This window comes from Providencia sp. Je.9.19 (assembly GCF_051129765.1).
Taxonomy (GTDB): Bacteria; Pseudomonadota; Gammaproteobacteria; order Enterobacterales; family Enterobacteriaceae; genus Providencia.
In genome coordinates this window covers 255,213-279,127 of record NZ_JBCPSS010000002.1, presented here as the reverse complement: position 1 = coordinate 279,127, position 23,915 = coordinate 255,213, and the positions used below count along the sequence as shown (strand labels likewise).

Genomic DNA, 23,915 nt, shown 5'->3' with positions numbered 1-23,915 from the left:
CCGCACTAAATAGAAAAATAAACAAATAGAATGATGGTAAGAACAGTGAACTAATATAGTAACAAAATAAATGAGGTTTATTATTTTAATCAAACAAAATCAACATGTTATTTATTTACATTAAATTAAAACAGATAAATGCTCGTATTTTAAACAGTATTTTTACAGCTGGAGTATAATTTAAATTAAATGACTACTTACCCATCAATTTTCAATAAATAGCTTAATCATTTCTAAAATAACAAATTTAATTAACTATTCCTTCCTAAGTGACTTAATTTAAATTTAGCATATTCTTCTGAGGACAAATATTAGCCATCCTAATAAACTTAATGAAATATCAGCTGATACTTTGTCAAAAATAACACAAATAACTGTACACATTTAATTACAGTCGCAATTTAAAAAATATATTTACTTAATGAATGAAATTTCTTAATTGCCTGCAAACCCTTTACAGCACTGACCAAATCAATTTACCCAGACATTCATTTGACTCACTTTTATTAACAAATGCTAACCTCACTTAACAATTGCTAAATATATGATAATATAATAATCGCATTTTGAAATTATTTACTATATAAAAACTAAGATTATTATTGAGGTTATAGATGAAAATCTCGAGAAGAAAACTATTATTAGGGGTTGGTGCTGCTGGCGTATTAGCAGGGGGCGCTACAGTTATTCCAATGGTACGCCGAGAAGGTCGCTTTGAATCGACCCCATCTCGCTTACCAGCGGTAGCAGGAACAGAAGGTGCATTACCAAAAACAGCTGATGCAGTTGTTATTGGTGCGGGCCTCCAAGGGATAATGACTGCCATTAATCTTACCGAAAGAGGAATGAGCGTTGTTATCTGTGAAAAAGGCGTTGTCGGCGGTGAGCAATCAGGTCGTGCATATAGCCAAATAATTAGTTACAAAACAGCTCCAGCTATTTTTCCATTACACCACTATGGAAAAATTCAATGGACAGGAATGAATGAAAAAATCGGTGCTGATACAAGCTACCGTACTCAAGGTCGCGTAGAAGTCCCTTCTAGCGAAGAAGACCTTGAAATCTCTAAAGCGTGGATCAAAAACGCTGCGGAAAATCCAGGTTTCGATACACCATTACGTACCCGAATGATTGAAGGCGAAGAGCTAGCTAAACGCCTAGTGAACGCGCAAACGCCGTGGAAAATAGGTGGTTTTGAAGAGGATTCAGGTAGTCTTGACCCTGAAACTGTGACACCTGCGATGGCTAACTATGCAAAATCAATTGGTATTAAGATCTACACCAATTGTGCCGTTAGAGGCATCGAAACTGCGGGCGGCAAAATCTCTGATGTTGTGACTGAAAAAGGTTCAATCAAAACGTCAAACGTGGTGCTAGCAGGTGGTATCTGGTCTCGCCTGTTTATGGGTAATTTAGGTGTCGATGTACCGACACTGAATGTGTACCTGTCACAGCAACGTATTAGTGGCGTTGCAGGCGCACCAAAAGGTAACGTACATCTGCCAAACGGAATTCACTTCCGTGAACAAGCGGATGGGACTTATGCGGTTGCACCACGTATATTCACTAGCTCAGTCGTGAAAGATAGTTTCTTACTAGGCCCTAGATTCATGCACCTGCTACAAGGTGGTGAGCTGCCATTAGAATTCTCTATCGGTAAAGATCTATTTAATTCCTTTATGATGGCAACTTCATGGAATTTAGACGAAAAAACGCCATTCGAAGAATTCCGTACAGCAACAAACACACCAAACAATGAACATCTTGATGCGGTTCTTGAAAGATTGAGAAATGAATTCCCTGTCTTTAAAGAGTCTAAAGTTGTTGAACGTTGGGGTGGTACAGTTGCACCGACTGATGATGAAATTCCAATTATTTCAACAATCGAGCAATACCCAGGCCTCGTTATCAATACCGCAACAGGTTGGGGCATGACAGAAAGCCCAGCAGCAGGTCGATTAACAGCGGAATTGCTTATGGGTGAAAAACCGTTTATCGACCCTACGCCATACAAGCTTTCTCGTTTTAATTAATAAAATGACGCGGTTTTTACTGGGTTTCTGTTAAATTTTACAAGTAAACCATACGGCTACTCAAAATGATTCAAGTTGTCGCTAGTTGGTAAATAAAATCAGCAATGCGGCAGCTTGAAATATGAAGAGTAACACTTTGATAATGTTAAGGAGCTACATATATATGCGCTATAAAACTTTATTACTTTCTCTGCCTTTGATCTTAGGTGTAGCAAGTGCGAATGCAGCAGAAGATGTTAAACGCGTACCTGTAAAAGGATTTCCTATCTCTGAATCAGTAGAAATCAGCGCTAACAGCAACATCATTTTCCTAAGTGGAAAAGTGCCTTCAAAAATCACTAAAGATGCACCTGAAGGCGTTTTAGCGTCTTACGGTAATACCGAAGCACAAACAATCAACGTATTGAAACAAATTCAAGCAACCCTAGCAGATATGGGCTTGACGATGAATGACGTTGTTAAAATGCAAGTTTTCTTAGTCGGTGGCGACGAAACTAAAGGCGCAATGGACTTTGCTGGCTTTATGGCAGGTTACAACAAGTTCTATGAAGCTGAAAAAGTCACTAACCTACCGGCTCGCTCTACTTTCCAAGTCGCTAAACTGGCGAATCCAGCTTGGCGTGTAGAGATTGAAGTCACTGCTGTACGCACACCTAAAAAATAAGTTTTTAATGGGGGCCCAACTTGTTGAGCCTCCATTTTAGCTGTACAACTCAAAACGGTTCGCTTTATTAATTATTGATAGGATTTTTTATATTCAAGAATAAAGGTGCCGTTTTTTTCAATCTACGTTTATTCTTTATGCTTTTAGCATCCTGCATTTAAAGCCTCAATGAAGGCTTCCGGCTCTCCCGCTTATCGTTAACATACTCAAAATTAATTAACTTTACTGCACAAGTATTTCATTCGAAACTGATAGCCTTGCGCTTACTCGGTATACTGATAAAAGTTCATCAGTCAAATCATTATGTTTGATAGAATGCGCTTAATAAAAACTAAGTTAACAATAAGAAGAGAATAAAAGGAACGGTATGATTAAAGAGTCTCTCAGGGTCCACGGCAAAAGACAGTTTGAAATTAAACAAAAGGTCTTGTTTCCACGCAAATCTAAAGAGATCCGCTATCAGGTTGAAACCTTTTTCTTTCTGCCCTCTTCTTTGCAAATTAATCCTGACCTGTATACGGCATCGAGCTTTCAACGCAGTCTAAAAAACTATATCCGGCTACGCCCTCCAATCGTTAAAATATCCTCTTTATCCGCAGAAAATGGGCTATTAGATGAATTAAAGAAATGGATGGATAACCTAGATCCCCTGACACCACCATCATTAGACGAATATGAAAATCGCTTAAAACGCTATGCATTGACCTATAAAAGAACCATTCGTCTGAATATAAAAATGGTAAATCAAAATCAACAACGTCAATCTCCCGAATATATTACGGGTTTATTAACCGACATTGAAAACTGCCTCAATCACTATCGCGCACTTACGGCTCAAGCCAAACATATCGAAGAACTTATTCACTCTAATGCATTTTCTTATTGTGATGAATTCATGTCCTATTACACCATGAATTATCTACATACTTTATTAAGTGATAAACACATTCCTCTACGAGAAGAAATTCGGCACTTTTGGTATCAAGAGCTACGTTACTTACAGAAACAGTATCCTGACAGTTTTCCTCATGATGAAACTGATGCGGAATTGGTTACCTACCGCCGGAGTTTATTAAAGAAATACATTAACCGTTATCTTTATTTAGAGATTCGACATAAACGTGGTGTACCATTATTACTGCATTCTATATATGGTATTGCAGCAGCTATTTCGATGATATTTGCCACCCTTATTGCCTTTCTCTGGCAAGGAAAATATGGTGCGCTAAGTGCAAACCTGTTTCTTGCTATGGTGGTTGGTTATATCTTTAAAGATCGTCTGAAAGAGATAGGAAGAGAGCAACTTTACCGTTTATTTCAAAGATGGATACCAGATCGTCAACTGCGTATTTATCGTGAAGGTGTCAAAGCGCCAGTCGGTGTCTGTAAAGAGTCATTTCGCTTTCTTAATGAAAATACACTTTCTCCTGATATTCGGGAAATGCGTCAAAAATCGCATTGGGTAAATCTCGTTAATGTTCAAAGAGTAGAAGATATTTTGTATTACCGAAAAGATGTACTTTTACACAATCGACCCACTGTATTTGAGCAAACACAGTCATCAATTGTCGATATCACACGCTTTAATATTTCTGATTTTCTGAAATATATCGATATTAGCTATGAAGAATTAACTGTAAACGATGATGAACCCGCCATCATGGGTGAAAAAGTTTACCATATTTATATTTGTCGACGCGTTACGATGAATAAAAAGACTTACAACGAGTTAGCCAGACTGGTCGTCAATGCAGATGGTGTTAAACGATTAGAAGTACTACAACCCTTACAGGTGCTCAATACCAACGAAAATATTGAGATTCCACCTCAGTGATAAATTAGATTAGCATTTCATTGAATTTAAAATCTTTGAGTTTCAACGTCATTATTATCTCAACACTTCGTGCTATAGCAGAGCTGTCTTCAACACGGCGTAAGTAGCACGAAGTATAATGAGAATATTAATAATAAAGAGCAATATGTTGACCATCAATCTCTTTAATATCAACGGGCGTATCAAATATATCTTCAATAATTTCTGATTTCATTATCTCTGCCGGAGAACCGTGATATGACAGTTTTCCGGCACTCAATGCGACAATATAATCTGAATAAACCGAGGCAAAATTAATATCGTGGATCACCAATATAATGGTTTTTCCAAGTTCATCAGCAGCGCGACGTAATAACTTCATCATAATAACCGCATGCTTCATATCGAGGTTATTCAGAGGTTCATCAAGCAATACATACTCAGTATCTTGGCAAAGTACCATTGCCACATAAGCACGTTGACGCTGCCCACCGGATAATTCATCTAAATAGCGGTAACGCAAATCAGATAAATTCAAAAAAGAGAGTGATTCATCAATTTTTTGTTTATCTTCAAGATTTAAACGACCTTTGGTGTAAGGGTAACGCCCAAAACCAACAAGCTCTTCAACAGTTAATCGACTCGCGAATTGATTCTCTTGACGCAAAACAGATAAACAAGTTGCGAGTTTATCACTTGGTGTCGTTGAGACATCTAAGTCGTTGACTTTGACATAGCCCCCTTCATCAGCTGTTAATAAGCGGCCAATAATAGACAATAATGTCGATTTACCTGCGCCATTGGGTCCGATGATCGAGGTAATACCGCTATTTTTAATTGTTGTTGTGACGTTATCTAAGACTTTAGTATCCTGATAACTTTTCGATATCTGACTAATTTCAATCATACTAAAACCTTCTTAACACCATATAAATAAAGAATATTCCACCAACAAACTCAATAACAACAGATAAAGTTCCTGCCATATTAAGCCCGTATTCAAGCACCAATTGCCCACCGACTAGGGCAATAATGCCTAATAGGAAAGAAACTGGCAGCAAATAACGGTGTTGGCTGCTACCACTGATAAAGTATGCAAGATTCGCCACCATCAAGCCTAAAAATGTCAATGGCCCAACTAAGGCTGTGGAAATCGCCACTAAAATAGAGATCAATAATAAAATTACCGTAACTTGTTGTCGGTAATTAATCCCTAAATTAACGGCATTTGCCTGCCCAAGACCAATAACATCAAAGCAATAGCGCATCCGCCATAATAAAAGCCCCACCACGACGGTGATTAGCAGTGTAAACAAAATTAGCTCGGGAGTGCCTTTGGTAAAGGTGGCAAACATACGGCCTTGTAAAATGGAGAACTCATTTGGGTCCATTAAGCGCTGTAAAAGTGTGGCAACACTGCGAAATAAGGTACCCAAAATGATACCAACCATTAGCACTAGGTTGATGTTCATTTTTACCGAAACAAATAACCAGCGGTAGAGTAATACAGAGAACAAAACCAGTAATGTCGATTCCAGTAGGAACTTACCGATATTCAACATCCATGACGCAGGAAAGCTATCGGTATAAAAAATAAAAATAGTCTGCAATAAGATAAATAATGCCTCGAGCCCCATAATTGACGGGGTGAGTATCTTATTATTCGCAATCGTTTGAAAAAGGACAGTGGACACGCCAGAAGCAAAAGCGACCACAATCATCGTCAGCACAATATAACCGCGATGCGGTAGGATATAAGCTAAGTTATTACCAAGATTGATCGTCATATAAAATATGATGGCAACTATTGATAGTGCCAACAAAATCCATATTCGCTGTAACGGAGTCACGCCTTTTTTAACTAACGCTATTGATGAATTAACTTTTTGCATAACGTTGCTGCTTCAACAGTAAATATAAGAAAATAACGGCGCCTACAGCACCTAAAATCACACTGGCAGGAATTTCAAATGGGTAACGGATCAAGCGTCCAATGATATCGCAGAGCAAGACTAACCCGCCTCCAGCCAGACAAATCCATGGGATAGTTTTGCGAATATTATCACCCATGATAAGACTAACGAGGTTGGGTATGATTAACCCAAGGAAAGGTAAAGCCCCAACGACAACCACCACTACACCACTAATTAGCGCAATGATAGATAAACCGATTGTCATAACTTTGCGATAATTTAGCCCAACATTAATCGAAAATTCACGTCCCATACCTGCAACCGTAAAGCTATCGGCAATCCAACATGCCACTAAGGTCAAGATGCCAACTAACCATAATAATTCATATCTCCCCTGTAGAATGCTGGAAAAATCACCGCTCATCCAAGCACCTAAAGACTGTAATAAATCAAAATAGTAAGCCGTGAATATGGTTAATGCGCTAATCACCGCACCTAACATGATCCCGACAAGAGGCACAATTAAAGCGGATTTTAAGATAACGCGACGCAATAAAATCATAAACAGCATCGTACCAAGTAGAGCAAATCCACTGGCAACAACCATTTTAGTCATGATCCCTGCGGCTGGAAATAACACCATAACCACCAGCAAACCTAAACTGGCTGATTGAGTGGTACCGGCAAGAGAAGGTTCAACAAAGCGATTTTGGGTGAGAAGTTGCATGATAAGTCCAGCAACACTCATAGCGCTACCAGCTAAAATCAAGGATACAGTTCTAGGAATTCGGCTAATAAAAAAGATGTCTTGCATCTCAGGATCGGTGAAAAGCGAAACGGGTGATACATCACCCGCCCCAATAAATAAGCTTAATACCGCCAATACTAATAACGCGATAATTCCACATAAAAAATAAAGCGATTTCATGGGTTAATTTGACTTGTTCTTCTCTAATGCGTTATTCACATCATCCATTAATTTGGAATAAGTTTGGATACCACCAGCAATATAAACCGCAGATGAATCAAGGTAAGCTATTTGACCTTTATTCCATGCTGCTGTTTTTCTCACTAATGCATTATCAAGAACTTCAGCCGCAGGCTGTGCATCAGAACGCGCAATTGCACTGTCACGGTCAATAACAAACAACCAATCAGGGTTTAATTTAACCAGAAGCTCTGCATTCACGATGTTACCGTGTCTACCGGTGTCTTCTTCAAAAACATAGGCTGGCTCGAAACCAAGCTCATCAAAAATAAAGCCAAAACGTGAACCTGGGCCATAAGCCGAGATTTTGCCGCCACTGATCAAAATCACCATGGCTTTGCCTTGAGTTGGGGCTTTAGTTTTGATATCTGCAATTTTGCCTTTGAAGTCTGTGATCAATTTATCGGCTTCTTTTTCTTTACCGAAAATCAGACCAAGTTCAGTTGTGCGTTCCGTTAGGCTATCAATAAAACGTTTATTATCAATATCCATCGAAATAGTTGGTGCAACACCACTAAGTTTATCATATGAATCACGAGCACGGCTTCCACCTAAAATTAAATCCGGTTTTGCATTACTCAGGGTTTCATAAGCAGGTTCAAAAAGTGTGCCGCCGTTAATATAGTCGGCGCTATTATATTTAGCTAAAAACTCAGGAAAACGAACGTTAGTTTGAGGAACACCGGCAACTGGAGCACCAAGTGCATCCATGATATCCAGCGTTTCCATATTCATGACGATAACTTTTTGAGGATGGCGAGGAATTTCTGTTTTACCTTGAGCGTGCTCAACAGTGATAACTTGTTTCTCAGCAGCTTGGGAAGTCTCTGTTGTTTCTTTTGAATTATCACAACCGGCTAAAACTAAAACCGATAATAAGGCTATTCCTGAAACTAATGATTTTGCAAACATCTAATTTCCTCCATCTTTATTTAAAAGTACTGACAATAAAAAGACTCGTAACTTGAAGATGGCCGTATCTTACACGTCATTAAGCACAAATGATATTAGTTTGCATTTGCATTTAATGAATAAATGTAAGAAACCACGAATGGGTCAATTAAAACATGGAATAACGTTTTTTATTCGTGTGATTAATTCGATATAAAACAAATGAAAGGGGGTATAGCGAAGCCTTTGATTACCATAAAAATAAATAGGTTGAGTTTTCTACCATGCCGGACTATTTATTATTTTTCGTCACTGTGTAAGAAAAATGGCTGTATCTCAACCTATTTATCATCAACATCAAATATTCCCTAAATTTCCATCATTGGATATTTGGGAACTAATATCTTCTAGAAACCAATCAATAGGCGTCTTCATTAAAAAAGAGAGCTTAAATAAGTGGAATAGATCAATTTTGATCTTTCCTCTTTCATAACGCGATATTTGCTGTTGGCTAACACCTAGCAATTGTGCTAGTTGAAAGCCTGTATAACCCAGCTCACGCCTCTTTTCTAAAATCCTTTGACCAACCATATAATGGATTTTTTCACTACCATTTTCTGAATACATATTTTCACCATTTATTAAGGCATAGTTAAAATTAAAGAAGCAGATCCACTAAACGGACCAGGAGCAACTCGACCATTGACATCTAATCTTGCTTTAAGCTGAACTGAAGTTACTCCATTTTTAGGAACTGATAGCTTTATCCCGCTTTCACCAGGAACATCGCTACTTCCTAACAACAACCTTGCGTTCAAACTATCATCACTGCGTAATTTAACTCGACCGTTATTCATACCAGACGCTATCAGCAATACATCCATTTCTAAATTACAAGTCACACTTACCGTCACATCTTTAGTCGCATTGTGTAAACTTGCTTCATCTACAGGGCCAAAATCAATCACAAGGCTCGCGTTTTCGATTTTACAAGCACCAACAGGTGGTGGCGCTATTCCGCACAATGATCCGGGGATCATTTTTCCTACTTCAGTGAAAGTACTTCCATCTGTTGGCTGAAAAAATAGCCCAACACATTCTTGGTTTTGATTCAAAGCAACCCCAACGTGTGACGTCGTTTTACTTAAAGGTAAGGGATTTTTTGCTAAGAATGCGGCCCTAACTTCTTTCATGGTTTTTAACCCTGAGACATTCACACCAACACCGGGAACCCCCGCGCCTGGTGTACCTGCAATAGTATGCTTATGATTTATGGTTACATAACAAGTCGTATAAGGACACTCATTTGGTCTGTCATCTGTATACTCATCCCAGCGCCCAATCGTAAATTCATATTTCGCATTATCTGGAGAGCCCGAAGATGCTGTAATATAAGAAAAAATCGATGCAGAGGCACCGAATGATGCCATCATTACCCCAACGAATAGATATAAAAACCATTTCATATAATTCATAGCCTTTTAGTTATTCGTAATCTAATTTAAACGTAGCCACTGCACTAAATGGGCCTCGTTTAATATTTAGATTACTAATTGCGTCAGGTTCACCTTTGATGAACGCTTTAAAATTCAGTAAAGTAGAACCATCCTGCAATGCGATTTTTGTACCTTCTTGATCAATCGGTAGATGTGTTCCATCCGCATATTCAATACCAACAGCAAAACCTGAAGCCGTGCTGGTATTCGCTATGGCTAAATAACCGGGTAAAGCCATATTTGGCGTACCCGAGAACGTCACTTTTACTGATTTACCAATACTGGTATCACACTCAGAAAGCTTAATTTCAAAATCTTGACTGACTGTACGACCATAGGCATACAGGTTTTTATCTGGAGTCGGTCCGAAAGTTAACGAAACTTTTTCATCGCCAGGTTTAATCGTGCAAGGCTCTTCAACTAAGGTTCCGTGTAAATATAAATTATTCGGGATCGCCAGCGCGCAGCTTCCATAGGGCAATAATATTGCTGCTATGGCTAACTTTATAAGCCTATTCATTACTGATACTCCGCTAACAAGGTCGCCGTCACTGAAAAAGCCCCTTCTGGCAACGTTGTACCCGGTTTTTTCACTGGTACTGCTTTCAATACAGGGGGATTGGCGTAAGTGATTTTAATTGGCTTATCAATATCAAACGCTTGGCCATTTTGAGTAATTCGGATACCCAAATTCGTGATATTGGTTTGCAATGTAGCGTCATCATATGTACTTTTGGGGCCTCGTAACGAAAGCATTAGCTCCCATCCCTTATTATTAGGCTCGCAATGTAAGTCATAGCCAATTTCTTGGGTATAATTGATACCGTCAACTTTATGCAATCCAACGTTATTACCAAAAGAAATATCAATAACGTTATCATTTTCAATTGTGCAAGGCGGTGGAACCAATAACGTCCCTTGTAACTTTAAGTTGTTTGCCAATGACATACTGATTGGTATCAGTACTAAGCCAATTAACAGTGGGAATCTTTTAATTATTTTATTCATTTTTATTCTCCTTACTGATAATCGAGCATAATGGTTGCGACGGCTTCAAAAGGACCGCCCTGTAGGGTTTTCGTCAAATCTCTCACAGGCACAACATAAAATTGAGGGGCATTTGGATACGTAAATTTAACTTTCTCATTGAGATTAAGTTTTTGATTATTATATCGAAGTGCAATTCCTAATCCTTCGATATTGGTCTCTAAAGATTTAGTATCAAATAACGCCCCATTCCCCTGCACTGACATAGTCATGGCTTGTGTCGGCATTTTTTCACAAGAAATTCCATAATTAACTTTTTGCTCATAAGCTGAGCCGTCGATACGGGTACTCATCACTTCGCCAAAATTAACCACAATTAGATTGTCGTTATTCACCTTGCAAGGTGGTGGTGCAAGAACAACCCCTTTAATTTCAACATAGACAATCCCCGGCGTTGCACGTGTCCCCGATTGCGGCAAAATACGAGACTCCGGTAATCCTGCATAAGATGCTGACGTGAATAAAATTCCAGCAAGGCATGATGCTAATAAATGTCGTCGCTTATTTAAATCAGTCATAGTCCACCTTAAAGTCCATTACTGCGCTGAAACTTCCTTCTGTCAGTTTTTCGGGGGTTCGAACAGGCGTCACAAAATAAGTCAGTGATCCATTTGGCGAATCAAGTAACTGAGGGCGACCTCGGCTTCCTAGTCGAATATCTTCTCTTTGTTCATCCGTGATTTCTAAAGCCACCCCAGAAACACCATTAACAGTCAACATTTCAGGAAAATACTTATCTCCAACCGCAACAAAAGAGACTGTCACTATCGGTTGCATTGCATCCCAAGTAGGTGAATCCGTTCTAAAATCGGTCACCTTACTTTGCGTTCTAATGCAGTTAAGAAATTCCAATCTAAATGGAATAGATTTTGCTCTATCGCCTGGTTTACGTAATAAATATGACGGTATTTCCCCCAGAGAAACAATCTGACGCTCTGAAGTCGCTACATTCAGACCGCATGGTGCTTCTGTCATTTCACCGTAAACAGTTAATTTTCCATGTAAGGCATCGACCTCCCAGCTACTGATACCAGATGCCAATACTGGGGCGAGACTGAATATAATGGAGCTGAACAGGAGAGTCCTTTTCATGTCTTTTCTCCGTTAATTATCTGTCGCGGATGCAACAGTACAGTTGGAACCATTGCAGCTAAACGTCAACTTAGGCCTTCCACCGTAATCATTGATATAAGTCAGAACAGGCGCTGAGCCTAAAGCACTTGCACTTCCTTTAAGGGTACTGCTACTTTTCGGTGCTATCATGAGCGGTTCAAATTGCCCTACGGTATTACCACCGACTTTAGAGCTTGCATCAACAATAGTGATGTAATAGCCCGTTGGGTTATTGATTTCATAAGCATCACTTTTACGAGTTAACGTCACTTTTTCCTGCCATGGATTTGTAAGCTCTGTTCGAGTCGCATACAGCGCTTTTGGACGATAAAACAATTTAATTCGTGTCTGTAACGCAATTTGAAGAACATTCGGCTCAGTACTGCGCGGTGGAATTTCCCGTAGGTTAAAGAAAAAAACGCTTTCTCTATCCTGTGGTAATTTACTCACATCAGGTAGTGATTGGATTTTTACTTGGCTTTTTTCGCCCGCTTCAACACGTTGAACGGGAGGTAAAACAGTGAGAGGACTCTCAATTTTTTCGCCATTAATATCCTCAAGCCAACCTTGAGCCAGATAAGGTAATTCTTGGTTCTCATTCTTAATGTTCAAACTGATCGTTTTTTCTGCGCCATTAAAGATGACGCGAGTTCTATCAAGAGCAATTGCCGCAATGGCTTGACCGCATAACACGGTTGATAACGCGATTGTTGTCGTAAAAAACGCAATTTTTTTAATATTCATAGATACCAACTCGTTAAAAATCTAATAATTCGGATAACTCAGCATTATCTGTGCTGTGATTAATATCTGGCGGTTTCAATAACCAGCGCTGTTTAGGAGATACTCCTTGCTTGATAGGAACCGGCTGACTCACAGAGGTATTTGTCACACTTGGATTTCCTGAACATGGCAATAACAATGAATTGAATTCAACATTTTCAATATTTTCAGGCACTTGTATTTGGCACTGAGAAATACCATCCCAATGAACATCCAATATTTCATTTGGCTGAATTCCAGATAAGTACACTGAGCCGTTATCATTAACGATCCCGAGTTCTCTATCTTTTTTATTCCTAACCGTTGCACCAAATGGAGGATGGCTGCCATCAAAAAGCGCGAGTCTCACCATAGTTTTTAGTCCCGCTAAAACATCAAATTCACGATAGGCAATTGCACCTTCAGTCAGTGTCACTTGATGAATTGAACGCACGGTTTCAACATTGTCAGGGAGCTGATTGATATCTATTGCAGCACTTGTACGGTAGTAATCATTCACATCAGCAACGACAGCTTTACCAAAGATGTTGGTATTAGTATTTGCACCAAAGCCTTTAATCGGCACACCTCTTACACCGTCAGTATCAACCATGATCCGACTAGCGCCCGGGGTGTTAATTCTATGCAATGCAGCACCATAACCTGTCGCTGTCATACCACCTTGCAGTGATAATGCAGCAGAGGTGGTTTCACCATTTATATAACTAGTGCTTGCTGTTACCGTTGCAGCATCAGCATAATGAGTGTAATAACCATCGACCGTCCCTTTCCCTCGAGAACTCAGCCCTGTACCCACCCGATAATTGCTTCGATCATCAATACGGTCGTAATAGTTAACTGAATGCGAGTTACCATCTCTCGTCACCATATTGTTATAGCTAACTGTCGCCATATCAGCCCATGGCATCGAAATATTCATATATATGCCATCGTCATTTCGACTATCTTCAAATTTATTCCGAAACGCGGTTAGACTTAAGCTGATGTTTTTGAAGCGACCAATATCAAAGTATCTCGCAATAGAGACGTTATAACGTTTGGTATTTGGCCGACTCCAATAAGTTTCGTGGCTATAATTCAAATAGGTTGTTAAATCGATTTCAGAGAAATATTTATTAAACGTGATGGTGTACAGCTCTTTACTATTTTCTAGCGCAGTTGCTCTAAAACGACGGTCAAGATATTGACTCATTGTCATATAGTTACGCTCAGAGAATCGGTAACCTGCGAAGGTTATTTGGCTGTCATAATCTTCAAAACGTTTGGAATAACTTAAACGGTATGAACCGCCTGTATAAATTTTGTCATCAACACGTAATTTGGCCCGAGATTCTGTTACATCAAAGGAAATCGCACCAAATGCGAGAAGATCTCGTCCAATACCCATTGATACTGCGTTATAATCACCCGCACCTAGCAGACCACCAAAGAGTGACCAACCGTTAGATATCCCCCAAGAGAATTCACCAAGTCCGAATCCTTGTCCCTCAGTTTTATGATCCATGTTACTTGGGCGACCGCCTGCAAATTTAAACAGCAAACTTCCAGGACGAGTTAAATAAGGAATTGATGCGGTATTCATTTGAAATTCTTGTACAGAACCATCTTGCTCTTCGACTCTGACATCGAGCTTACCATTCACTGCATCACTTAAATCTTGAATACGGAAAGGTCCCGGCGCAACTTGAGTCTCATAGAGTACTCGGCCTTGTTGAGTAATTGTGACCTTCGCATTTGTTTTCGCAACACCCGTAACTTCAGGCGCATAGCCACGAAGATTTGGAGGAAGCATGCGGTCATCAGAGACTAAACTCGCCCCTAAATAACGAAATGAATCAAAAATACCTGAACGCAAATATTGTTCACCCATGGTGAGCTGAGCATTCAGCGATTTAATTGCACGATAGGCGTAATATTGGCTCCAATCCCAATTACGTTGGGTCGATTTGCCATTAGTATGACTATAGTTTGATTGCCAATTTGCACGGGCACGCCATGCACCTAAGTTGAAACCGGTGACGCCGTTACCTGATACTTGTTGCGAATTTGGCGCCTCTGTTGGGTTAAATACGTTAGCATTAACGTTATAGTCAAAGAATAATCCTGCAACGCCATCTTCCCAACGCGATGGGGGATCCCAGTTCGCCGCGGTATATTCTAAATAAGCTTGTGGTACCGTAATTGCAATTGTTTCTTTTGCAAGTGAACCACTCACCGTCATACCAGGGATCGATTCAACGTTTAAACATTGGCCATCATTGGTGTAATTGACCTTTCTTTGCCATTCACTACGTAGTGCAATATGTTCAATAAGCTCTGGAGTCAAGCAAGGTACAGTAACGGTGTCATCACCATTAACAGCCATATATTCGATATCATAAATAGTCGAAAGTACGTTACCATTTAAGCTGATATAGAATGGATAAGTGCGCGGCATGATATAACCCGCACGCGAGAATTCACTTAAAGATATATTTTGACGATCTTGAAGATCCAAAATATCGGTATTAAACTCAACACCTTGATTCGCAATAGCCAAATTAACGTGAGAAATTGCAAATAAAACCATCATTGCAACAGGCGTTAAAAATTTATTTACTGAGTTAGGAGATACTTTATTTTTACTTTTAGATAACAGAGCCATAATAATCCCTTAGTGTTAACTCAGTAGTAATCCAATTTAAAGCGAACAGTGGCTTGATAATTACCTGGCTTTAAATGTTTTCTGTTTGAAACTACGCGAACACCATAATTTAAGATCATATCGCCAGTCGTTATTGGCCTAGATGCCATAGGCTGTCCCGGTATTGCTGCATTTCCATCAGAGTCAGTGATTTTCATTGCTAACCCATTAGCATGTCCGAATACATTGAATTGCTCTCTATCAGCAGGGCCATCAAACGTAATACTAAAGGCTTGCCAATTGGGTTTTCCAGGCGTTACTGGCGTTAGAACACAGTTTATTAGGCGTATAGAAAAGTGACTTTCAGGGCTTTCCCTATCATGTATTATCTGACTAACAGGTACTGTTGTTAGGCTAACTGATTGGTCACGGCTACCTGCATCAATCGCACAAGGTGTTTCAATGATAGAGCCACCTAAAGTGACATACCCTTGCGGCTGCTGTGCTCGAGACATTTGACCTTGCGCACAAACAACTGAGGCAAACATCATTCCTGAAAGCACAATGACAATCCTGCCAAAGTGATTCATAGCTACTCCGTTTCAACATAATGACTGATTGATACTCATTGAGGTTTAAGCCCATACATCCTTGTACGGGCCATACCAACTATTGGTAGTTCAAAGCAAATGTTGCGATAGCTTCAAATTTACCAGGGACTGCTGCATTTGCCGCGTCACCTTGCAGGTAAGCTGAGAAACGTAACAGGTTGCCACCAGCTGTTAATGTTTGCTCAGCAGATTTATCACCAAGTTTGATTTGCGTACCACCAGCATCAGTAATAACGATAGCTGCGTTTTTCGCAGTACCATTGATTGCTAGTGCACCAGTAGAAAATGAGCTTGGAGCACCTGTAAAGGTTGCTTGAACTGTTTTCAGCGTAGAAATATCACAGCCTTCCAGTTCGATATTGAAGTTACGAGGAGTACTGCGACCACCACCATTAAGTTCCGCAGTAGCGATTGCACCAATTTCAACAGTTTGTTTCTCAGATGTTGGTGGAATAGAACATGGCGCATCGATGATTGAACCGTTAAAAGTTACTACACCGCCACCTTGGTTTGCAGCAGCAGATCCTGCAGCAACAGCCAGACCAAAACCTAATACTAAAGCGAGTTTATTCAGTTTCATTTTATACATTTCCATTAAATAAAAAGACGACACAAATTAAAATAACAAGTTATTATTAATTTGATTATTTTAATTTCTTCTTAAACTATAAATTGGTTAATTGATTCATTAGAATTGAAGAAAATAATTAATCGAATTATTAGAATCCATCTATAAGTCGATAAATTAAATACTCCTTCAATGCGTTGCCATTATTATATTTCAGTATGTTTATGTCAAATTATGCAAATTCCACAACTTTAAAATTGTAAGTTAGTGATATTTATAAACTAACCAATTATTACTCAATAATATTTACTCCGTGTTGGGATAATTTAAAGATTAGTGCAATATAAAATGACAAATAATTAGCAAAAGAAAATAAAATATACAAAATAATTATTAATAAAGTTTTTTATACTCATAAAACGCGTTTGTTTTAGTGAAAAAAATGCACTTTATGAATATTAAAATGAAAGGTAAGTATAATTATCTATATGCAATTTAATTCTAAAACAATATTAATGGGATATATCTTAAAATACAAAATAAATCATTTCACGATATTTCACCATTAATAAACTGTTACACGTATAATTTGTATGTATTTAAAATTAAATTTCAAATGATAATTAACCACAGAAATCATTATGCTTTAAAATAAAATTTACAAGGTTATTCAATAAGATAAGAAAAATTGAAGGTGATTTTATTTGAAAAAAAACATAAGCTAAAATTTAATAAAATTAATTTAAATAAAAATTAACACAAATAAATCAATAAAAACAAAGTAACTATAAAAATTTTTAGTGGTTTTAAAAAAAATTAAAAATAATGATTAACCATTTTAAATGTCATTTCATCCTGTATCAAAATGTAAAAAATCGTAATTATCCGTTCAATATTTTAAATAAATAGAAAATAAGATATTAAAAAAAACATCAACTATAAAATTATCAAGAATATTCTTAACTAGATAATTAAAGTAAAAAAATTTACCAAGCCCATTACCATAAGTGTATTGAAACTCAATTAGATTAATAGATAAACGACTCCAACATAAATGCAATCACATTAACCTTTAATTTGCTATAACATTAAAAAAATCAAACCACTGCTAATAGTTTAATGAGATTAAATATTTATATAGTAACATTTAATTTTATTGACTTAAGTCAATAAAAATATCTTTCCGGTATGAATATTTAATTTACATCAAATAACATTAACATCAGGATATACAAAACATATAGATTTTAATCATGATATCGATGACCAAATACTTTATCACCTCACGAATAAAAAATGCCCCATAATCAATATAATTATGGGGCACTTATCAATACAAACTAAAAAATTACATTGTGATTTGCCATAAATTATAAAAAGCAACACGACCAGCTAATTCCGCCAATAACACAGCGCCGGCACAGGTTGCCAAAGTCGCTTTTGGTGCTCTTTCTTTGAATACCATCGCCGCAAAAGCAAACAAAGCGAGTGCTAGAACCACAAGCTGAAATCCCCAAAAACTGGATTGTTCAGCACTCAACAATGGCCCTGTTTCGCCTAAGAAGGCTTGATAACCTGCTCGACTCACGAATATCGCTAGCGCTCCAACTGTAAACGCAAGAGTCCCTAATTGGCGAGCCCCAATGAATACCGCTAACGCACCACCACCAACAAGAAAGGTCATCCACATTTGCAACGTTGTAAAACTTGTAAACCAATTTGCGACTGTAGGTATGTTATACACTTGAGGGATCGACCAAGTGAATGCCAGACCAAAAATAACCGCACCAAGATTACTAAGCTCACGTAACAACTTATTTTTAACTAATAGCGTAAACAGCAATGTGGCGGCCCCAAAAGCAACAAATACGCCACTTAAGAAGGCTTCATTACTCATTGGTGAACGGCCAACACCCAATAGCATGTTAAAGAATCGCAAAGGTTGCCCTACATGCAATCCACCAATCACTAAACCAATAATCACCACGATAAATGCTAAAATATTAGCATTACATAATTGCTTATCATCGATGTTACCCATTTTTTTACTTAGATAAGCTAGTAAGTACAAACCCGCTGCGGACTGACCTAATACCGTAAAAAAAACAAGAGGGAGCTCGTGCATCTTATACCTCCGCAGGGTTTTGTAATTTGCCACTCTTATCGCCATAAGGTTTGGCATCTTTATGTGGTTTAATCACAATATTAGGCTGTGTCAAACTTGAGTCTGGCATCGGTGCAACACTACTAATATTGCCATGGCGCTCACGTAGTACGGTAATATCATCGAAATCTAAGGCACGTTGTGGGCAAGACTCAACACAAACAGGCTTCATTCCCTTTGCCACTCGCTCATAGCAACCATCGCATTTGCTCATCAGTTTTTTCTTTTCATCATACTGAGGCGCCCCGTATGGACAGCGTAATTCACAATAGCGGCAGCCTACGCAGATAGATTGATCGACGACAACCAGCCCATCTTCTTCACGCTTATGCATCGCGCCGGTTGGGCAACCTTCAACACAGGTTGGGCTAGAGCAATGATTACATGAAATAGAAAGATAATAGTTGTAGATATTTTGCTGCCAAATTCCATCTTGTTGCTGCCAACTACCACCACCAAATTCATAAACACGCCGAAATTTCGGACCTAATTCAAGATCTTTTTCGTCCTTACAACTCACCTGACACGTTTTACAACCCGTGCATTTAGTTGAGTCGAAATAAAAACCATATTGCTTCATGAGTCACTCCTTATGCACGTTTCACGTCAACAAGATTGGTATGTTGAGGGTTGCCTTTCACTAATGTAGAAGGCTGTTGAGTGGTTAATGTATTAATACATCCCCCCACATCAATTCCTTCATCATTTGTCTCACGCCAAGCACCTTGCGGTACGGCAATCACACCAGGCAATACACGAGCAGTAACTCTTGCTTTAATATGGATACGGCCTCGGTCATTAAAAATTTCGGTCATATCACCATCTTGAATATCTCTAGCTTGAGCATCTATTGGGTTAATCCAGTACTGATGCGGAATAGCTTCACGTAACATGGCAACGTTATAATAAGAAGAGTGAACATGTCCTTTATCGTGATATCCCGTCATTTGGAGCGGATATTTCTGTTTAGCCTCTTTATTTTCAACGCCTTCAGTATTGGCACAATATTCTGGAACCGCAGGAATACGCTGATCTGCCGGATACTCCCACTCCTTTGCTATCTTCGCCAATCTTTCAGAATAGATTTCAATCTTACCGGATGGTGTCGATAATGGCTGAGTCTCTGGGGAATCACGGAATGATTTCAAGGCGATGTAATCACTACTATTTGCCAATTTACGATCGACAATTCCCATATTATTGGTTTCTTCAAACGTCGGTAAATGAGGATTTTTTTCACGCATTTGGTTATAGCAGTATTCAATCCACTGCTCATGGGTACGACCTTCGGTGAATTGCGCTTTGATACCTAGTTTTTCGGCAATATCAGCAAGGACATCATACGACTGGCGACATTCCCATAATGGTGTAATGGCATTTTGCAATCGAATAGCATAGTGGTATGCACCACTTGCATAAGAATTATTGATTAAGTCATTAGATTCGACACTCGTGACATCAGGCAAAATCAAATCCGCATATTTTGTCGATGGTGTCATATGGTTATCCCAAATAAGAATAAACTCACATAAAGATTCATCAGTTAAAATATCGTGCGTTTTATTCAAATCGGAATGTTGATTTCCGGTGACATTACTTGCGTAGTGCCATAGAAATTTCACATTCGTTTCAAGTTTATCTTTACCAATAACGGTTGAGTTCGTCGCCGTCATCTCAGTGCCACGCCAAATAGCATCCGTCCACATAAAACACGGAATTTTTGTTTTCACCGGATTTGGGATTGCAAACCCAGGAACCGAATAGGCAACGTTTCCCCCCCATCCCCCAGCGTTTGTGCCTGCACGACCAATATGGCCTGTTACAATTGGCAGCATCATCACTGCTCTTGCAGCTTGTTCACCTGAAGCCGTTCTTTGTAAACCCCAACCTTGTGAGATCCAAGCCGCTTTGGCATTACCTAGCTCACGGGCTAATTGAATAATACGTGTCGGTGAAATACCGGTAATTTGGCTTGCCCACTCGGGCGTTTTTTCAATGCCATCTTCGCCATTACCTAAAATATAATCTTTATATGCACTGTTCTCAGGTGCAGACTCAGGTAAAGTTTGATTATCCCAACCCACACAATATTGAGCGAGAAATGCCTCATCAGTGAGTTGTTCTTTAATTAAAGTATGAATAATTGCGGCAACCAGTGCACCATCAGTTCCCGGATAAATAGGTATCCATTCTGCACCTAAGGTTGTGACACTATCTGTTCGACGTGGATCAATAATAATAACTCTGGCTTTACTTTTTTCTAGCGCTTGCAAAGTTTCATAAAATTGCCCTCCGCCAGACATGCGAGTTTCGGCAATATTATGGCCAAACATAACCACTAAATCGCTGTTTGCTATTTCAGATAACAAGGAATCATCGAGTTTTCCATAAACATAAGGGATCACACCATTAATCTGTGCGGTTGAATAAGTGCCATGTTGATCAAGAAACCCACCCAATTGACTTAATAGCCGCTTGCAAGCATTTCGCCCCTGCAAATTTGCACCAGTCGATCCTGAGCCATATTGATAATAAATCGCTTCATTACCGTATTTATCAATAGTTGTCCTCAGTTTTTCTGCAACAATTGAGGTAGCTTCATCCCAACTGATACGTTTGAACTGGCCATCGCCTCGTTGACCTGTACGTAATAAAGGATATTTTATTCTATCGGGGTTATAAGTATTCCAACGAACAGAACGTCCACGTAAACAAGGACGTATTTGGTGTAATCCAAACTGAGAATCGTCATACATAGTTTCATTTGAAATACGAGTAATCACATCATTTTTCACATGAACCTTTAAAGGACAACGACTTCCGCAGTTCACTAAGCAGGCGCTGTATTTGATCGTTTCATTTATTTCATCAGGTTGAATCTTTGGCTCTGAAGCTGCTTGAGCCGTAAATGGAAGTGTAATCGAACTCGCAATAGCCGCTGTGGTTGCCACTGACGCCGAGGTTTGTATAAACTGCCGCCGGCTAAACTGTTGTTTTTTGATGTTGTTTATCATTACATTGCTCACCTTTTAATTATTATAAAAATCATGTTATTAATTTTTTATAGTCATTAGATAGTAGGCAAGCATTTGTTATCGTTATTTGATATGTATCAACTCATTCCTTATTAGAAATATTTAAAGGTAACTAACTGTAAAATAAACATATTATTTACATTGAATTATTATTAAATGATAATTAATCAATGTTTTATTTATAAACCAATTCATATGATATAAATAGAAAAAATATTTACCATTCAAAAAGCAAACTAAAATAATGTCTAATTAATATAATTAACCATATAATAGTGTGTAAGCTATTACCCATATATCAAAAGTGTAAATTTCTTATATTTTTCAAAAGGATAGTACTGTTTTTGCCATTTAAGAAATATAGGCTATAAAATTTTTGCTTACTTAGAAGGACTTGTAAATATAAATCACAAGCCTATTCATTAAACGACATCACCGCTTAACAACAATATAGAGATGTCGTTTTAATGTGGGCAGATAAACCATAGATTGATTTCAACTTCTCATCAGCAACCAATCATATTTAGATATTCAATACAGATTATTTTTTCTCAAATACTCTTATATATTACGTCTTATTTTCCTTTAAATTAAAATAAAGATGAATTTGTCATCGCATATTTATTGATATAAATTACCAAATCATCATTTTCAACTTGTTTTGTATAGAAGTAACTCCAAATAAGAGTGCAAATTATGCAATTGATTTATAATGATTTATACTTAGCAAAGATCATTCACCCTCGAAAAAAACACCACACAAGAGTAAAATACATCGTTTTAGTACTGGATTTTGTTACAACTTGAATGAAAATATTACAATTTATTAATTAAAGTTAAAAAAATTGTTTTTTGATGCGAATCAAGTTTTAAAAACTACAGCCATACATCTATTATTGAGTGGTCTAAATTTTTAGATAATTCTCAATTTTAGTTATCAACATGATTTCATTGAATTAATCATCATGTGTAAACATTGTAAAAATAGTGAATACTCTCTAAATCAGTAATTCTCGCTATTTGATTTTAAATTTTCACTCTTTATAATTGTCGGCAGTTGAGCAGGTAAACTCAGAAACAAAAAATATTATTAAATTTATATATAAAATTTTTAGTTATATAAATCTTACTATTTATAGGAATATAAAAATGATTGGGGATAACACCCAGAATAATCTATTTTCTTTTTATTGCGGATTAGTAATAAAAAAGCTAAGAAAAGAGAGAGGTATTTCAGGGTTTAAATTAGCCAAACAACTGAATATTTCACAGCAGCAAATGTCACGTTATGAAAGAGGTGTTAATAGGTTAAGTATAGATACATTATTTAGTATATTAACAATTCTTGATGTGTCTTTTGAAAAATTATTAAGATTATTGATGACCGAAATAAGAAGTAGTAATTCAAATGACGCATTAGTTTTGAAAGAAAAAATATCTTTATTAGATTCAATTTACTTTTATTAAAACCAACCATTAATAAAATAAAACCAACCGATTAAATAAATTAATTTAATTGGCATATTTGCATCGCTATAAATATAGCAACCAAAATTAACTCAATGAGGAATGTATGAAAAAGATTATTTTAGCAACTTTAGTTTCAGGTGTAATGAGTGCATCAGCTTTAGCAGTAGACGCGGGTAGTGGTACAGTGACATTCTCTGGTTCAATTATTGAAGCACCATGTTCTATCGCACCAGGTGAAGAAAATCAAGAAGTTGAATTAGGCCAAGTATCTAATACAACTTTAGATAATGGTGGCGAATCATCAGCTCAACCTTTCCAAATTAAATTAGAAGGTTGTAATTTAAAAGGTGATAACCAAGTCTCTGTAACTTTTAAAGGAACTGAAGCTGGAACAAGTACTGGTTTTCTACAAATCACCGGTGATGCCGCCGGCGCAGCTGTAAAAATCATGAATGCATCTGGTTCTCAAATTAAAGTTAACTCTGCGGCTAAACAAAATTATGTTGAAGGAAATAATACATTAAAATTCCAAGCATCATTAATTGGTCTTGAATTGCTTGATGCTAACGACAAAACTATTCCTGTAACTCCAGGTAAATTCCAAGCAGTAACTAACTTTACATTAGCTTATAACTAATAAATATTAATAATATGCTATTGCACTGCAAGTTAATAATACTTGCAGTGCATATTATGATGGCCA

Annotated in this window: 22 protein-coding genes; 5 read left to right on the top strand and 17 right to left on the bottom strand. The window is 37.8% G+C overall.

The window, feature by feature from the left end; genetic code table 11:
* Nucleotides 1-614 precede the first annotated feature (614 nt).
* From AAZR93_RS10465 to AAZR93_RS10455, 3 genes are all read left to right on the top strand, one after another.
* Complete coding sequence (locus AAZR93_RS10465; RefSeq protein WP_294103949.1) at nt 615-2,033, top strand: NAD(P)/FAD-dependent oxidoreductase; 1,419 nt, start codon at nt 615-617, stop codon at nt 2,031-2,033.
* Nucleotides 2,034-2,196: 163 nt separating this feature from the next.
* Complete coding sequence (locus AAZR93_RS10460) at nt 2,197-2,697, top strand: RidA family protein (protein WP_294103950.1); 501 nt, start codon at nt 2,197-2,199, stop codon at nt 2,695-2,697.
* A gap of 367 nt (nt 2,698-3,064) precedes the next feature.
* Complete coding sequence (locus AAZR93_RS10455) at nt 3,065-4,531, top strand: hypothetical protein (RefSeq protein WP_434719782.1); 1,467 nt, start codon at nt 3,065-3,067, stop codon at nt 4,529-4,531.
* 127 nt (nt 4,532-4,658) lie between these two features.
* Here the strand turns inward: AAZR93_RS10455 and AAZR93_RS10450 are convergent, their stop codons facing one another.
* The 17 genes from AAZR93_RS10450 to AAZR93_RS10370 all read right to left on the bottom strand — a co-directional run bounded on the left by AAZR93_RS10450 (nt 4,659) and on the right by AAZR93_RS10370 (nt 21,721).
* Nucleotides 4,659-5,417: an iron ABC transporter ATP-binding protein gene (locus tag AAZR93_RS10450; RefSeq protein WP_294103952.1), complete on the bottom strand. Its 759-nt coding sequence runs from the start codon at nt 5,415-5,417 to the stop codon at nt 4,659-4,661.
* Between the two features lies 1 nt (nt 5,418).
* Nucleotides 5,419-6,402, bottom strand: coding sequence for an iron chelate uptake ABC transporter family permease subunit (locus AAZR93_RS10445; RefSeq protein ID WP_294103953.1), 984 nt, complete (start codon nt 6,400-6,402; stop codon nt 5,419-5,421).
* A complete protein-coding gene (locus tag AAZR93_RS10440; protein WP_294103954.1) occupies nt 6,389-7,351 on the bottom strand; it encodes an ABC transporter permease in 963 nt (320 codons plus the stop codon). The genes AAZR93_RS10445 and AAZR93_RS10440 overlap by 14 nt, the downstream gene beginning before the upstream one ends.
* A 3-nt stretch (nt 7,352-7,354) precedes the next feature.
* Nucleotides 7,355-8,323, bottom strand: a complete 969-nt coding sequence (locus AAZR93_RS10435) for a siderophore ABC transporter substrate-binding protein (protein ID WP_294103955.1) — start codon at nt 8,321-8,323, stop codon at nt 7,355-7,357.
* Nucleotides 8,324-8,659: 336 nt separating this feature from the next.
* The gene (locus tag AAZR93_RS10430) at nt 8,660-8,929 is read right to left on the bottom strand and encodes a helix-turn-helix domain-containing protein (protein WP_336429222.1); all 270 of its coding nucleotides are present in this window, start codon (nt 8,927-8,929) and stop codon (nt 8,660-8,662) included.
* Nucleotides 8,930-8,943: 14 nt separating this feature from the next.
* Nucleotides 8,944-9,768 (bottom strand): MrpH family fimbial adhesin, encoded by an 825-nt coding sequence (locus AAZR93_RS10425; protein WP_434719781.1) that lies wholly within the window; start codon nt 9,766-9,768, stop codon nt 8,944-8,946.
* A gap of 19 nt (nt 9,769-9,787) precedes the next feature.
* Nucleotides 9,788-10,318 (bottom strand): fimbrial protein, encoded by a 531-nt coding sequence (locus tag AAZR93_RS10420; RefSeq protein WP_434719780.1) that lies wholly within the window; start codon nt 10,316-10,318, stop codon nt 9,788-9,790.
* Nucleotides 10,318-10,806, bottom strand: a complete 489-nt coding sequence (locus AAZR93_RS10415) for a fimbrial protein (protein ID WP_434719779.1) — start codon at nt 10,804-10,806, stop codon at nt 10,318-10,320. The genes AAZR93_RS10420 and AAZR93_RS10415 overlap by 1 nt, the downstream gene beginning before the upstream one ends.
* 11 nt (nt 10,807-10,817) lie before the next feature.
* Nucleotides 10,818-11,363 (bottom strand): fimbrial protein, encoded by a 546-nt coding sequence (locus AAZR93_RS10410; RefSeq protein WP_434719778.1) that lies wholly within the window; start codon nt 11,361-11,363, stop codon nt 10,818-10,820.
* A complete protein-coding gene (locus AAZR93_RS10405) occupies nt 11,356-11,937 on the bottom strand; it encodes a fimbrial protein (protein WP_434719777.1) in 582 nt (193 codons plus the stop codon). The genes AAZR93_RS10410 and AAZR93_RS10405 overlap by 8 nt, the downstream gene beginning before the upstream one ends.
* Nucleotides 11,938-11,949: 12 nt before the next feature.
* The gene (locus tag AAZR93_RS10400; RefSeq protein ID WP_294103967.1) at nt 11,950-12,702 is read right to left on the bottom strand and encodes a fimbria/pilus periplasmic chaperone; all 753 of its coding nucleotides are present in this window, start codon (nt 12,700-12,702) and stop codon (nt 11,950-11,952) included.
* Nucleotides 12,703-12,715: 13 nt separating this feature from the next.
* On the bottom strand, nt 12,716-15,385 hold the full coding sequence (locus AAZR93_RS10395) for an outer membrane usher protein (RefSeq protein ID WP_434719776.1): 2,670 nt from the start codon (nt 15,383-15,385) through the stop codon (nt 12,716-12,718).
* Nucleotides 15,386-15,405: 20 nt separating this feature from the next.
* Complete coding sequence (locus AAZR93_RS10390; protein ID WP_336429231.1) at nt 15,406-15,954, bottom strand: fimbrial protein; 549 nt, start codon at nt 15,952-15,954, stop codon at nt 15,406-15,408.
* 79 nt (nt 15,955-16,033) lie between these two features.
* Nucleotides 16,034-16,555 carry a fimbrial protein gene (locus tag AAZR93_RS10385; RefSeq protein ID WP_294103974.1) on the bottom strand — a complete coding sequence of 174 codons (522 nt, stop codon included), beginning with the start codon at nt 16,553-16,555 and terminating at the stop codon, nt 16,034-16,036.
* 1,336 nt (nt 16,556-17,891) lie between these two features.
* On the bottom strand, nt 17,892-18,668 hold the full coding sequence (locus AAZR93_RS10380) for a dimethyl sulfoxide reductase anchor subunit family protein (protein WP_434719775.1): 777 nt from the start codon (nt 18,666-18,668) through the stop codon (nt 17,892-17,894).
* Between the two features lies 1 nt (nt 18,669).
* Nucleotides 18,670-19,287: a DMSO/selenate family reductase complex B subunit gene (locus tag AAZR93_RS10375; protein ID WP_294103978.1), complete on the bottom strand. Its 618-nt coding sequence runs from the start codon at nt 19,285-19,287 to the stop codon at nt 18,670-18,672.
* A 10-nt stretch (nt 19,288-19,297) separates the two neighbouring features.
* Nucleotides 19,298-21,721 carry a DMSO/selenate family reductase complex A subunit gene (locus AAZR93_RS10370; protein ID WP_434719774.1) on the bottom strand — a complete coding sequence of 808 codons (2,424 nt, stop codon included), beginning with the start codon at nt 21,719-21,721 and terminating at the stop codon, nt 19,298-19,300.
* A 1,170-nt stretch (nt 21,722-22,891) separates the two neighbouring features.
* Between AAZR93_RS10370 and AAZR93_RS10365 the strand changes: the two genes are divergently transcribed.
* Together AAZR93_RS10365 and AAZR93_RS10360 are read left to right on the top strand one after the other, a co-directional pair.
* Entirely contained in the window at nt 22,892-23,209 is a 318-nt protein-coding gene (locus AAZR93_RS10365; RefSeq protein ID WP_294103980.1) for a helix-turn-helix domain-containing protein, read from the top strand.
* 106 nt (nt 23,210-23,315) lie between these two features.
* Complete coding sequence (locus tag AAZR93_RS10360) at nt 23,316-23,849, top strand: fimbrial protein (protein WP_294103986.1); 534 nt, start codon at nt 23,316-23,318, stop codon at nt 23,847-23,849.
* The last annotated feature ends 66 nt before the right edge of the window (nt 23,850-23,915 follow it).

Bases quoted from the DNA above. Each gene is read 5' to 3' on its own strand.
- AAZR93_RS10465 (WP_294103949.1), top strand. From the start codon at position 615: ATGAAAATCTCGAGAAGAAAACTATTATTAGGGGTTGGTGCTGCTGGC.
- AAZR93_RS10460 (WP_294103950.1), top strand. From the start codon at position 2,197: ATGCGCTATAAAACTTTATTACTTTCTCTGCCTTTGATCTTAGGTGTA.
- AAZR93_RS10455 (WP_434719782.1), top strand. From the start codon at position 3,065: ATGATTAAAGAGTCTCTCAGGGTCCACGGCAAAAGACAGTTTGAAATT.
- AAZR93_RS10450 (WP_294103952.1), bottom strand. From the start codon at position 5,417: ATGATTGAAATTAGTCAGATATCGAAAAGTTATCAGGATACTAAAGTC.
- AAZR93_RS10445 (WP_294103953.1), bottom strand. From the start codon at position 6,402: ATGCAAAAAGTTAATTCATCAATAGCGTTAGTTAAAAAAGGCGTGACT.
- AAZR93_RS10440 (WP_294103954.1), bottom strand. From the start codon at position 7,351: ATGAAATCGCTTTATTTTTTATGTGGAATTATCGCGTTATTAGTATTG.
- AAZR93_RS10435 (WP_294103955.1), bottom strand. From the start codon at position 8,323: ATGTTTGCAAAATCATTAGTTTCAGGAATAGCCTTATTATCGGTTTTA.
- AAZR93_RS10430 (WP_336429222.1), bottom strand. From the start codon at position 8,929: ATGTATTCAGAAAATGGTAGTGAAAAAATCCATTATATGGTTGGTCAA.
- AAZR93_RS10425 (WP_434719781.1), bottom strand. From the start codon at position 9,768: ATGAAATGGTTTTTATATCTATTCGTTGGGGTAATGATGGCATCATTC.
- AAZR93_RS10420 (WP_434719780.1), bottom strand. From the start codon at position 10,318: ATGAATAGGCTTATAAAGTTAGCCATAGCAGCAATATTATTGCCCTAT.
- AAZR93_RS10415 (WP_434719779.1), bottom strand. From the start codon at position 10,806: ATGAATAAAATAATTAAAAGATTCCCACTGTTAATTGGCTTAGTACTG.
- AAZR93_RS10410 (WP_434719778.1), bottom strand. From the start codon at position 11,363: ATGACTGATTTAAATAAGCGACGACATTTATTAGCATCATGCCTTGCT.
- AAZR93_RS10405 (WP_434719777.1), bottom strand. From the start codon at position 11,937: ATGAAAAGGACTCTCCTGTTCAGCTCCATTATATTCAGTCTCGCCCCA.
- AAZR93_RS10400 (WP_294103967.1), bottom strand. From the start codon at position 12,702: ATGAATATTAAAAAAATTGCGTTTTTTACGACAACAATCGCGTTATCA.
- AAZR93_RS10395 (WP_434719776.1), bottom strand. From the start codon at position 15,385: ATGGCTCTGTTATCTAAAAGTAAAAATAAAGTATCTCCTAACTCAGTA.
- AAZR93_RS10390 (WP_336429231.1), bottom strand. From the start codon at position 15,954: ATGAATCACTTTGGCAGGATTGTCATTGTGCTTTCAGGAATGATGTTT.
- AAZR93_RS10385 (WP_294103974.1), bottom strand. From the start codon at position 16,555: ATGAAACTGAATAAACTCGCTTTAGTATTAGGTTTTGGTCTGGCTGTT.
- AAZR93_RS10380 (WP_434719775.1), bottom strand. From the start codon at position 18,668: ATGCACGAGCTCCCTCTTGTTTTTTTTACGGTATTAGGTCAGTCCGCA.
- AAZR93_RS10375 (WP_294103978.1), bottom strand. From the start codon at position 19,287: ATGAAGCAATATGGTTTTTATTTCGACTCAACTAAATGCACGGGTTGT.
- AAZR93_RS10370 (WP_434719774.1), bottom strand. From the start codon at position 21,721: ATGATAAACAACATCAAAAAACAACAGTTTAGCCGGCGGCAGTTTATA.
- AAZR93_RS10365 (WP_294103980.1), top strand. From the start codon at position 22,892: ATGATTGGGGATAACACCCAGAATAATCTATTTTCTTTTTATTGCGGA.
- AAZR93_RS10360 (WP_294103986.1), top strand. From the start codon at position 23,316: ATGAAAAAGATTATTTTAGCAACTTTAGTTTCAGGTGTAATGAGTGCA.